Consider the following 12043-nt stretch of genomic DNA (forward strand, 5'->3'; position numbering starts at 1 on the left):
TAAGGCCCCTCCTGCAGGGTTCGCCGCATTTGCGCCCGCCTTTTCGTGGTGTAAGACCCATGTCGGCGCCCCAACAGCATGTGGGGGAGGCGCATCCGCTCTAACGGGGTGAGGGTTGGTTTTGTTTAAAGGTTCGGGCCGTGTGGCCGCCGTCTTCGCCGTGATGGTCATCGCCCTGGCGGCGGCGGGCTGTGCGCGCGAGAAGCCCAAGCCCCGGCTGGTCTATCAGGAGCGCCCGGTCGAGCTGCTCTATTCCACCGGCGCCGCCAAGCTGGACGAGAAGCGCTGGGGCGAGGCGATCGACTATTTCCGCGAGGTCGAGCGCCAGCATCCCTATTCGGAATGGTCGCGCCGCGCGATCCTGATGACCGCCTACGCCCACTATCAGGCTAACGCCTACGCTGCGGCCATCGAGGACGCCGACCGCTTCATCTCGCTGTATCCCGGCAACCAGTCGACCTCCTATGCCTACTATCTCAAGGCCGTCTGCTACTTCGAGCAGATCGTCGACGTCGGCCGCGACCAGGCCTCGACCGAGCAGGCCCTGCAGGCGCTGAACGACGTCATCGCCCGCTACCCGCGCAGCGAATACGCCGCCGACGCCCGGCTGAAGATCGACATGGTCCGCGACCAGCTGGCCGGCAAGGAGATGACCATCGGCCGCTACTACCTGCGCCAGGGCCAGACCCTGGCCGCCATCGGCCGCTTCCGCACCGTGGTCGACAAATACCAGACCACCTCGCACACGCCCGAGGCCCTCTACCGCCTGGTCGAGGCCTATATGACCGTCGGCCTGCTGGGCGAGGCCAAGCGCAACGGGGCGGTGCTGGGCTACAACTACCCGGACGACGCCTGGTATGGCGACGCCTACAAGCTCTTGACCAGCAAGGGTCTTCAGCCGGCCATCGAGCCCAGGACCCCCGGCTCGAAGAAGAGCTTCCTGCAGCGCCTGACCCGCGACAAGGGCGCCACCCTGGCCCCGCCGGCCTCGGACAGCTCGACCGACACGGCGGCGCCGGACCAGACCTCGGCCACCCTGCAGGCCCCGCCGGCCGACGCCGCTCCCGCCGCGCCGCCGCCGCCCAAGGCCAAGCGCAAGAGCCTGCTGGACAAGATCCTGCGGCGATAGGCTGAAGGCCCTTCTCATCGCGGGAGGGGCTTTCAGTTTGTTCCCCTTGCGTTCGACCCGATTTGGCGGGATTTTAGCCACATGCTGATCGGTCTCGGAATCCGCGACGTGGTGCTGATCGAGTCGCTGGACCTGTCCATCGGCGCGGGCCTCACTGCCCTGACCGGCGAGACCGGGGCGGGTAAGTCCATCATCCTGGACGCCCTGGGCTTGGCCTCCGGGGCCCGCGCGGAAGCCGGCCTGGTGCGCCGGGGCGCGGCCCAGGCCAGCGCCGCCGCCATCTTCGCCCTGTCGCCCGATCACGCCGCCTGGGCCCTGCTCGATGAGAAGGGCCTCTCCTATGACAGCCACGAGGACCTGGTCCTGCGCCGCACCCTGACGGCGGACGGGCGCTCGCGGGCCTTCGTCAACGACCAGTCGACCAGCGTCGCAACCCTCAAGGAACTGGGCGGCCTGCTGCTCGAGGTGCATGGCCAGCACGAGACGGTCGGCCTGCTCGACCCCCGCACCCACCGCCCGCTGCTCGACGCCTATGGCGGGCTGTCCGGCGACGCCGTTTCCAGGGCCTGGAGCGGCTGGCGGGCGGCGCGGGAGCGGCTCAGCGACCTGCAGGCGCTCGCCGCCAGGGCCGAGGCCGAGATCGAGGAAATCACGCTTCGTCTGGGCGAACTGGACCGGCTCGATCCCCGCGAGGGCGAGGAGGCGACCCTGGCCGAGGAGCGGGCCCTGCTGGGCTCGGCCGAGAAGGCGCTGGCCGACATCGACTCCGCCCGCGACGCCTTCAACGGCGCCGCCGTGACCGCCAAGATGGCCAATGCCTACCGGGCTCTGGAACGGGCCCGCGACCGGGCGGTGCAGTCGGGCGCGGCCGTCGATGGACCGGCCGTGGTGCGGCTGACCGCCGCCGCCGATCAGGTCGACAAGGCCATCTCCGAAGTCCAGGAGGCGACCGCCGCCATCGACAACGCCGCCTCGGCCTTCGATCTCGATCCCGACCAACTGGACCGCACCGAGGAGCGGCTCTTCGCCCTGCGCGCCATGGCCCGCAAGCTGTCGGTCAGCGTCAACGAACTGCCGGCCACCAGAGCCGCCTTCGCCGCCCGCCTGCGCGACGCCGAGAACAGCGAGGAGGCCCTCAAGAGCGCCCGCGCCGAAACCGCCGCCGCCCGCCAGGCCTATCTCGACGCCGCCGCGAGCCTCAGCGCCGAGCGCCGCGCCGCCGGCGATCGGCTGGCCGAGATGGTGATGGCCGAGCTGGGCCCGCTGAAGCTGGACAAGGCTCGCTTTCGGGTGGCGCAGGAGGTGCTGGGCGAGGAGCGCGCCGGGCCGTCGGGCCTGGACCGCATCGCCTTCGAGATTTCCACCAATCCCGGCGCGCCGTTCGGCGAGCTGGGCTCCATCGCCTCCGGGGGGGAGCTGGCCCGTTTCGCCCTGGCGCTGAAGGCGGCGCTGGCGGGACGCGGCGATGTCCAGCCGCTGATGATCTTCGACGAAGTCGACCAGGGGGTCGGCGGGGCTGTGGCCGACGCGGTGGGCCTGCGCCTGCGCCGGCTGGCCCGCGACGCCCAGGTGCTGGTGGTGACCCATAGCCCGCAGGTGGCCGCCCGGGCCGACGCCCACTGGAAGATCAGCAAGGCCGGCGACGACACCGCCATCCGCACCATCGTCGACCCGCTCTCGCCCGCCGCCCGCGAGGAAGAGATCGCCCGCATGCTGTCGGGGGCCGAGGTCACCGACGCCGCCCGCGCCGCAGCCCGAGCCCTCATGAATGCCTGAGAAACCTGTCGCCGACCTCAGCGAAGCCGAGGCCCTGGAGGAACTGACGCGCCTGGCCGACGAGATGGCCGGCCACGACCTGCGCTATTACCAGGACGAGGCGCCCACCGTAACCGACGCCGAGTATGACGCCCTTAAGCGCCGCAACAGCGAGATCGAGGCGCGCTTCCCGCACCTGATCCGTGACAACTCCCCCTCGCTCAAGGTCGGCGCCAGCCGGGCCGCGCAGTTCGCTCCGGTCGAGCATGGCGTGCCGATGCTCTCGCTCGACAACGCCTTTTCCGACGAGGACGCGGTCGAGTTCGATGCGCGTATCCGCCGCTTCCTGCGGCTGGACGAGACTCCGGTCGCCTACACCGCCGAGCCCAAGATCGACGGTCTGTCCGCCTCGCTGCGCTACGAGAAGGGCGTGCTGGTCCAGGGCGCCACCCGGGGCGACGGCCGGGTCGGGGAGGACGTCACCGCCAACCTGCGCACCCTCTCGGAGATCCCTCACCGCCTGAAGGGCTCGGGCTGGCCCGACGTCATCGAGATCCGCGGCGAGGTCTATCTAGGCCATGCCGAGTTCGCCGCCTTGAATGCCGCCGCCGCCGAGGCCGGCGAGAAGATCTATGTGAACCCGCGCAACTCGGCCTCGGGTTCGCTGCGTCAGATCGACCCGAGCATCACCGCCAAGCGGCCGCTGCGGTTCTTCGCCTATGCCTGGGGCCTCATCAGCGGCTCGTTCGCCGAGACGCAATGGGAGGCGCTGGAGAAGCTCAGGGCCTGGGGCTTCCAGGTCACCCCGCAGGCCAGGCGGGTCGAGGGCGTCGAGGGCCTGCTGGAGGCCTACCAGGCCATGCAGGCGCTACGGGCGGGCCTGGGCTACGACATCGACGGGGTGGTCTACAAGGTCGACCGCCTGGACTGGCAGCAACGGCTGGGCTTCGTCAGCCGCGCCCCCCGCTGGGGGATCGCCCGCAAGTTCCCGGCCGAGCAGGCCCGCACGGTGCTGGAGGACATCACCCTGCAAGTCGGCCGCACCGGCGCCGTCACCCCGGTGGCGCGGGTCAAGCCGGTGATGGTCGGCGGGGTCACCGTGGTCAACGCCACCCTGCACAACGCCGACGAGATCGCCCGCAAGGACCTGCGCATCGGCGACACGGTGATCATCCAGCGGGCGGGCGATGTGATCCCGCAGATCGTCGCGCCGGTGCTCGAGGAGCGGCCGGCCGACGCTGTCCCCTTCGAATTCCCGACCCACTGCCCCTGTCCGCTGCACACCCTGCTGGCCCGCGAGACCACGGCCGGCGGGGCCGAGACGGTGGTGCGGCGCTGCACCGGCGAGTTCGCCTGTCCGTTTCAGCGGGTCGAGCACCTCAAGCATTTCGTCTCGCGCCGGGCCTTCGACATCGAGGGACTGGGCGACAAGCAGCTGCAGGCCTTCTTCGACGAGGGCCTGGTCCGCGAGCCGGCCGACATCTTCCGCCTGGCCCGCAATGACGAAGTCCTGACGGCGCTGAAGGCCCGCGACGGCTATGGCGAGACCTCGATCGCCAACCTGACCGCCTCGATCGATGCGCGGCGCAGGATCGGGCTGGACCGTTTCATCTTCGGCCTGGGCATCCGCCATATCGGCGAGACCACGGCGGTGACCCTGGCGCGGGGCTATGGCGACGCCGCCAGCTTCCTGGCCGCCATGGACAAGGTCGCCGCCCGCGACGAGGAGGCCATGGCCGAGCTAGACGCCCTGGACCAGGTCGGCGAGGCGGTCATCGAGGCCGCCGCCAGCTATTTCGCCGAGGACCACAACCGTCGCATCGTCCAGGAACTGGTCGGCGAGCTCGATATCCAGGACGCCGAAAAGCCCAAGACCGATACCGCCGTCGCCGGTAAGACCGTGGTCTTCACCGGCGCCCTGGAGAAGCTGACCCGCGACGAGGCCAAGGCCCAGGCCGAGGCCCTGGGGGCCAAGGTGTCGTCCTCGGTGTCCAAGAAGACCGACCTGGTGGTGGCCGGCCCGGGGGCGGGCTCCAAGCTGAAGACCGCTACCGAACTGGGCATCCAGGTGCTGACTGAGGATGAGTGGATCGCGTTGGTCGCGGGCTGACTAACACCCGCTAATCCCAGCGAAGGCGAGGATGAGCGGGTGGGGAAGGTCAATAGTAGTCGCGCAGAGTGAGAACCTTCACCGTCCCGTTCGCCAGTGTCACCGACAGGGTCGCGCCGGCCGGCAGAGCCCGCAGACGCTGGAAGTCGGCGGTGGTCAGGTCCTTGAGCGGCTTGCCGTCGATGGCGGTCAGGGTGTCACCGGTCTTGAGGCCGGCGGCGTCGGCCGGGGAGCCCGGGGCGACGAACTGCAGCTTGCCGTTGGGTGGCTGAAGGCCCAGGCCGGTGCGGTCCTTGGTGAACGGCTTGCCCACCGCGTCCGGCAGCGGGGTCAGCCACAGGCGGTCGTGCGAATAGTCCGTGGTCAGGGCGAAGCGGCTGAGGATCGGCATGCCGATATTGCCCAGCGAGATGGTGCCGTCAGCGTCCTTGGCCTCGTCGCCGAACAGCACGGCCGGCACCGCTTCAAACGTCACCCCCGCGAAGGTCAGGGTGCGGACGGTGACCAGGTCCCGCGCTTTCAGGCCGCCGACGGCGCCCGACAGGCCCTTGGAGGCCAGGCGGCCATCGGTCAGCAGGCCGGCTGGTTTCCAGAAGGCGGAATAGACCAGCAGGGGCGAGCCGTTGCCGAGGTCAAAGTCCATCGGTACGGGCGCGGCGCCCTCGATGGAGACCGGCACGGTGCGCAGGCCGTTGACCAGCATGATCGGCACGGCCGTGGCGCCGGCGGGCGGGGTGAAGGCGGCGGGGTCCTGGAAGGCGATGGTTCTGGCCTGGAAGTCCAGGCTGACGGCCAGGTCGTTGAACACCTCCTTGCCCAGGATCACCGGCAGCGGCCGGCCCAGCATCTTCTCGACCCCGCGCAGGTCGATCAGCACCACGGTGAGATCCTTCAGCTCCAGGTCGCCGATCCGGATGGTGACGCCGCTGGCCAACTCGGCCTCGGCCCGTCCGCCAGTGCCGACGGCGGTGACCGAGCCGGTCGGCTTGATGCCGTTGGCCGCGGCCCAGGTCTTGTCCAGCACGGTCGCCTCGGCCCCGGAATCCAGCAGGACGTGGGTTTCGACGCCATTGACGCTGGCCGGAATGTAGATGCGGCTGCCCAGATAGAATTCGAAGGGCAGGGGGGCGGTCGCCGTGGCGCCGCCGGCGAAGGCGAACTTGCGTTGCGGGGCGGGAGCGGCCCAGACCTGGGCGTCGATCACCGGGTCGATGTCGATGGCCGTGAAGGTGAAGCGCTGCTGGCGGCGGTCGTTTTCGATCTGCTGGCGCTCCTCGAAGGGCATGCGCACGCCCTCGACCATCCGCCAGTCGCCATAGCGCACGGTGGTGGTCTGGCGGTCCTCGGTGAGCCGCATGGCGATGAGGGCGCCGGTCTTGGGATTGAGCAGCAGGTCGTAGCTGTCGGGGCCCTCGAAGACGATGCGGATCACCGCCACCCTGGCCCCGTCGAAGGTTTCGGACGGCTGCAGGCTGACCTTGGCGCCCTCGGCGCCGCGCAGGGCGTCATCGAAGGTCAGCAGGGCGCGCCGCTTGAGCTGGGTCAGCTCGGCGCCGGACAGGGCCTCGACCTGGCCGCTGAGGGTGACGCTCCAGCCGCCATCCGGGCCGTAGGCCTGGTTCAGCTTCACCGCCCCGATGGCGACGTCTTCGCGGCCTCGGCCCGGAGCCTGCCAGCGCTGCGCGGGACCGCCGTATTCGCCATCGCGAGCCTGGCCGGTCTCGTAGACGCCGTGAGCCTTCGCAAAGGCCTCGCCGCCGCGCCAGGCGACATAGCGGTCGGTGAGGTCGGACAGCGGGTCGGCGCAGGCCGCGCCGGCGGTCAGGGCCAGGGCCGTCAGGGCGCCGGCGAGCAGGGTGAAGGGTCTCATTCGGGGTCTCCGATCAGGGTCGTCAGGCCGCTGGGGCGCAGGGTGAGCAGTGAGAGGTCGGACCAGGGGTCGTCGCCACCGCGGGCATTGAGCCGCAGCTCGGCCGAGAGGCCGCTGTGCTGCAGGCAGGCGAGATAGGGGCTGTCGCTGGAGACACCCTGGATCACCCGTCCGCCGTCCGGCGAGAGCAGGGCGACCAGATGCTCGCGGGCGTCGGCGACGACGGTGACCTGTTGGCCGGGCCAGCGCTGGGCCACCTGCTCGGCGGCGGCGCCCTGGGTGGTCCGGAAGCTGGCGCTGGTCGGGGCGTAGGTCAGGCCGGCGACGATGATCCCGGCGGCGGCGGCCCGCTCCAGGTCGGGCTTGAGGGCCTCGAGCGGCTGAGGGAAGAGGTCGAACAGCACCACCTCGCGGGCGGCGGCGATCATGGCCCGGGCCCGGGCCAGAACCTGTTCGGGGGTCTTGAGGTTGTAGAGCCGCGCGTCGGGCTCGGGCGGGCGGATGGCGCTGAGCGCCGCCAGGGCCGCGCCGCTGCGCCGCTCGTAGCCGGCCTTCAGCGCCGCCACCAGCTCGGCGGCCGGGGCGGCGCGCCAGGCCTTGGCCTCGGTTTCATCGACCTGGACGGCGCCCTTGTGGCTGAGGCTTTCCAGCGCCTGGTAGACATTGGCCGGCGCCTTGCCGATCGCCCGGGCCAGCCGATAGCCGGTGGCCGGCCCGCCGCGCGCCAGCTCGCAATAGAGCCGGGACTCGGTGTCGGTGAAGCCCAGTTCGGCCAGCAGGCGTTCGGGTGTTTCGTTGTTAGTAGTCATAGCTACTACTAACGGGATCGAGGCGCCTCAGGTCCAGTGAAACCTTGGTAATCCAAGCCTAGGAAGCGGCGACCCTGGGCTTGCCCAGGTCGCAGAGGGCCGCGATCGCCGCGACCACCAGATAGATGCCCAGGCTGGTGCGGCCGAAGGCGGCGGCGGTTCCGGCGGGGAGGGCGAACAGGCTGGCGGCCTGCAAGGCCAGCAGCAGGGTCAGAAAGATCAGGCCCGGCCAGATGCTGCGTCCCTCCCTGCCGCGCCGCCACAGCCAGGCGGCCCCGCTCAGGGCGATCAGTCCTGCCTCCAGCAGCAGTTCCGGCTCCGGATAGTCCCATAGGCTGAGGCCCACCCGGCCCGGCATGAACAGCAGTTCCAGATCCGGCCGATGGACCAGGAAGTCGCCGATCCAGTGGGAGAACACCACCAGCCCGACCAGCACGGCGGCCCGCCAGTTCAGCCTCAGCAGCCAGCGGCTCAGGGCCATGCCGGCCAGCGACCACAGGACGGCGGCCGGCAGGCTGTGGGTGAAGGGCATGTAGTCCAGGACCAGGAAGCTGCCCGGCAGTTCGGGATCGAAGCGGACCTTCTCGACGCCGGCCATGACCAGCGAACTCCAGCCAATGTCGAGCAGCTGGGCGGCGGCGACATAGGTCCACAGCGGGCCGCGCGGCTCGACGGCCTTGGCGGCCAGGGCGGCTGAATAGTGGCCGACGAACATGCGGGTCCCCTCCCGGTAGGGCGGGAGTGTGGGCCTAAAGCCGGCCCGGCTTCAATAGTAGTCGGCCAGCACCAGGTCGCGCTGGCGGCCGTCGGCCAGGGTCAGGCGCACATGCGAGCCGGGCTTGCCCCGCGCCCAGCCCGACTGACGGCTGCCAGGCCAGCCGGCGTCGATCCGCTGGCTGTCGATGGCGACGATCTGTTCGCCGACCGACCAGCCGCCGGCTTCGGCGGGGCTGGCCCTGGCGACGTGAATGACGGTCAGGGCGGCGCCTTCGAACCGCACCGCCAGGCCCGAACGGTCGCGGTTGAAGGGCTCATCCAGAGCGCCGGAGGCGGGCTTGAACCAGAGCCGTTCGCCTGGATAGTCGACCACCAGTCGGAAGCGGCGCCAGATGGGCATGCCGATCACCGCCGGACTGGCGCCCGCGGGCTGGCGGTCGACCACGGCGACCGGCACGTTCGACAGTTCGAAGTTGGCCAGCTCGACCCTGGGCAGGACGGCGGTCGTGAACTGGCTGGCGCCGTCGATGCCGGTCGAGACCCAGCTGGATTGACGAAGGCCGTCCAGCAGGCGGTGGCTCTCCGCCCACTCGCGGCTGATCTGCAGGGGAATGGCGCTGCCCAGGTCGAAAGTCGCGGCCAACCGAGGCCCCGGCGCCGGGCCCTTTCCGACCCACAGGGGCATGCAGCGCAGGCCATCGGCTTCCTGGCTCAGGGTCAGGCCCCACCAGTCGGTGGGCGTATCCTCGGCGATCCGGAGCCGCGCGCGGGGCAGGTCGAGATCCAGCCGGGTGGCGTCGAACAGAGCCTGGCCGGCTATGGCGCCGGCGCCGGGACGCAGCGGCGAGAGATCGAGCGCCTCGGCGCCATCCTTGGGAAACCGGATCGCGACCCCGGCGACCGAAAGCTCGAAATCGCCGACCTTCAGGGTCTCGACCGGGCCCCCCGCATTGCCCACCGCCGCACCGGGGCCGGAGAGCGAGAGGCCCAGGTCGCGCGCCTGGGCCAGGTCGATCAGGGTCGGGACCGAACCGCTGTCGAGCATGACCGGCATGGACCGCCCGTTGACGGTCCCCTCGACGAAGATCAGGCCGGTTGAGAGGTCCAACCGCGTCCAGCGACCGGCCGCCGCCGACAGGCCGGGAAGGACCAGACTGGGAAGGGCAAGCGCCGCCCCGGCGGTCAGCAGGGCCTGGCGGCGGTTCACAACGGCGCGCAGACCTCGAGCAGCCAGGCCCGCACTTCCGGCTCGACCAGGGGCGAAATCGTTTCCAGCACCCGGGCGTGATAGGCGTCCATCTGGGCGCGCTCGTCGGCGGTCAGCAGGCGGGTCTCGATCAGCCGGCGGTCGATGGGGGCCAGGGTCAGGGTCTCGAAGCCCAGCATCGGCCGCTCGCCGCCGGGCACGGGACGGGCCTCGGTGACATACTGCAGGTTCTCGATGCGGATGCCGTATTCGCCGGTCTTATAGTAGCCGGGTTCGTTGGAAACGATCATCCCCGGCCGCAGGGCGACGTTGTTGGGGGCCTTGGCGATGCGCTGAGGCCCTTCATGGACGCCCAGATAGCTGCCCACGCCATGACCGGTGCCGTGGTCGTAGTCCAGGCCGGCGTTCCACAGCGGCGCTCTGGCCAGGGCGTCGATGGCCGACCCCGTGGTGCCGGCCGGGAAGCGGATGGCGGCCAGGGCCAGGTGGCCCTTCAGCACCAGGGTGAAGCGCTCGCGCATCTCCTGGCTGGGCTCGCCGATGGCCACGGTGCGGGTGACGTCGGTGGTGCCGTCCAGATACTGGGCGCCGGAGTCGACCAGGAACAGCGAGCCGGTCTCGGCCTTCTTGTTCAACCGCTGGGTGGGGCGGTAGTGGACGACCGCGCCGTTGCTGGCGGCGCCGGCGATGGTGTCGAAGGAGAGGTCCTTCAGCGCGCCGGTGGCCTCGCGGAAGCCTTCGAGCTTCTTCACCACGGTGACCTCGTCGGGGAGGCCCTCCTGCCCCTCGGTGGCCAGCCAGTGCAGGAACCGGGTCAGGGCCGCGCCATCGCGGACGTGGGCCCGGCGGGCGCCTTCGATCTCGACGGCGTTCTTGCAGGCGCGGGGCAGGGCGACGGGGTCCATGGCCCGCACCGTGGCGGCGCCGGCGTCGTCGAGGGCGCCGAAATACCAGGCCGAGGACAGGGCCGGATCGACCAGCACCCGCTTGCCCTTCAGCTCGGCCAGGGCGCCGGGCAGGGCCTCGGGCCGCTCCAGCGAGACCTGGTTGCCCAGCCAGGCCGGCAGGTCCTCGGTGATCTTGGCGGGGTCGAGGAAGACCCGGGCCGTGCCGTCGGCGTTCAGCACCGCCTGGCCGATGGGCAGGGGCGAGCGGATAACGTCGCCGCCGCGGACATTGAACAGCCAGGCGATGGAGGCCGGGGCGGTGATCACCGCGGCGTCGGCGCCCTGGGCCTTGAGGCTTTCACCCACACGGGCGCGCTTGGCGGCGCTGTCCTCGCCGGCGTACTGCAGCGGGTGAGGCACGATGGGGGCGGTCGGCTGGGCCGGGCGCTCGGCCCCCCAGGCGGCGTCCAGGGGGTTGGTGTCGACGGGCTGCAGCTTGGCGCCGGCCTTCTCGGCGGCGGCGCGCAGGGAGGCCAGGGCGTCGGGGCTGTGCAGACGCGGGTCGTAGCCGATGACGCCGCCCTTGGGGGCCCGTTCCTCGAGGTAGGCGGGGACGCCGCCCTCGACCAGGTCGCGGATCTCGAAGGTCTGCTGGTCGACCTGGTCCCGGACCTGCAGGGTGTAGCGGCCATCGACGAACACGGCGGCCCGGTCCTTGAGCACCACGGCGGCCCCGGCCGAGCCGGTGAAGCCGGTGGCCCAGGCCAGGCGGTCGTTGGCCTGGGGCAGATATTCGTTCTGATGCTCGTCCTCGTGCGGCACCAGGAAGCCGTCCAGGCCCTGGGTCTGCATGGCCTTGCGGATCAGCGGCACATGGCGCGGTCCGAAGGAAGGATCGGTGGTCTCGTCGAAGGTCTGGCGCATGGGGGAGATTTAGGCCGGGGCGCGGCGGGGTGCAAACCTCGGCTGTTGAAACCGGAGCCGAATGGGCGCCAAATCCGCGCCGTCAATGTCGGGAGGGCGACCCATGCAGACCTGTGAAGCGTTCAACAGTCCGTCGCGGCGGTCGTTCCTGCAGAAGGTCGGCCTGGGCGGTGGCGCCATGCTGCTCTCCACCCTGGCCCCGGGCCTGGCGGTGGCGTCGGGGGCGACCGACGCCCTGTTGCTGACCTGTATGGACTATCGGCTGATCGACAATGTCGGCGCCTATATGGACGGCCGCGGGCTTCGCGACCGCTATGACCACGTCATCCTGGCCGGCGCCTCGCTGGGGGTGCTGACCGGCAAGATGCCGAACTGGGGCCAGGTGTTCTGGGAGCATCTGGACATCGCCATAGCCCTGCACAAGATCCACAAGGTCATCGTCATCGACCATTGGAACTGCGGCGCCTACAAGACCTTCCTGGGCGAGGAGGCCGTCAAGGATCCGCCGACTGAACTGGCGACCCATACCCGCTATCTGCGGGCCTTGAAGTCTCAGCTTTATGCGCGTCATCCCGACCTCGAGTCCGAGATCGGGATCATGGCGCTCGATGGAAAAGTCCAACTTCTGAGCTAGA

General features: G+C 70.4%; 9 protein-coding genes. 4 read left to right on the forward strand and 5 right to left on the reverse strand.

The annotated features are described in order from the left end of the window. Positions 1 to 142 precede the first annotated feature (142 nt). From QO010_RS00135 to ligA, 3 genes are all read left to right on the forward strand, one after another. On the forward strand, positions 143 to 1129 hold the full coding sequence (locus QO010_RS00135) for an outer membrane protein assembly factor BamD (RefSeq protein WP_307344452.1): 987 nt from the start codon (positions 143 to 145) through the stop codon (positions 1127 to 1129). An 81-nt stretch (positions 1130 to 1210) separates the two neighbouring features. After that, complete coding sequence (gene recN, locus QO010_RS00140; protein WP_307344454.1) at positions 1211 to 2905, forward strand: DNA repair protein RecN; 1695 nt, start codon at positions 1211 to 1213, stop codon at positions 2903 to 2905. After that, complete coding sequence (gene ligA, locus QO010_RS00145; RefSeq protein WP_307344455.1) at positions 2898 to 4994, forward strand: NAD-dependent DNA ligase LigA; 2097 nt, start codon at positions 2898 to 2900, stop codon at positions 4992 to 4994. Before recN ends, ligA begins: the two co-directional genes overlap by 8 nt. 49 nt (positions 4995 to 5043) lie before the next feature. Here the strand turns inward: ligA and QO010_RS00150 are convergent, their stop codons facing one another. The 5 genes from QO010_RS00150 to QO010_RS00170 are packed head-to-tail and all read right to left on the reverse strand — an operon-like array spanning position 5044 to position 11408. Next, positions 5044 to 6864: an aspartyl protease family protein gene (locus QO010_RS00150; protein ID WP_307344456.1), complete on the reverse strand. Its 1821-nt coding sequence runs from the start codon at positions 6862 to 6864 to the stop codon at positions 5044 to 5046. Then, positions 6861 to 7673 (reverse strand): helix-turn-helix domain-containing protein, encoded by an 813-nt coding sequence (locus QO010_RS00155; RefSeq protein ID WP_307344458.1) that lies wholly within the window; start codon positions 7671 to 7673, stop codon positions 6861 to 6863. The genes QO010_RS00150 and QO010_RS00155 overlap by 4 nt, the downstream gene beginning before the upstream one ends. A gap of 58 nt (positions 7674 to 7731) precedes the next feature. Then, positions 7732 to 8388, reverse strand: a complete 657-nt coding sequence (locus tag QO010_RS00160) for a hypothetical protein (RefSeq protein ID WP_307344460.1) — start codon at positions 8386 to 8388, stop codon at positions 7732 to 7734. 51 nt (positions 8389 to 8439) lie between these two features. Beyond that, on the reverse strand, positions 8440 to 9597 hold the full coding sequence (locus QO010_RS00165) for a pepsin/retropepsin-like aspartic protease family protein (protein ID WP_307344462.1): 1158 nt from the start codon (positions 9595 to 9597) through the stop codon (positions 8440 to 8442). Then, entirely contained in the window at positions 9594 to 11408 is a 1815-nt protein-coding gene (locus tag QO010_RS00170) for an aminopeptidase P family protein (protein ID WP_307344464.1), read from the reverse strand. The genes QO010_RS00165 and QO010_RS00170 overlap by 4 nt, the downstream gene beginning before the upstream one ends. 103 nt (positions 11409 to 11511) lie before the next feature. Between QO010_RS00170 and QO010_RS00175 the strand changes: the two genes are divergently transcribed. Continuing rightward, the gene (locus tag QO010_RS00175) at positions 11512 to 12042 is read left to right on the forward strand and encodes a carbonic anhydrase (RefSeq protein WP_307344466.1); all 531 of its coding nucleotides are present in this window, start codon (positions 11512 to 11514) and stop codon (positions 12040 to 12042) included. Position 12043 lies beyond the last annotated feature (1 nt).

The organism is Caulobacter ginsengisoli (assembly GCF_030814835.1).
Lineage (GTDB): Bacteria > Pseudomonadota > Alphaproteobacteria > Caulobacterales > Caulobacteraceae > Caulobacter > Caulobacter ginsengisoli.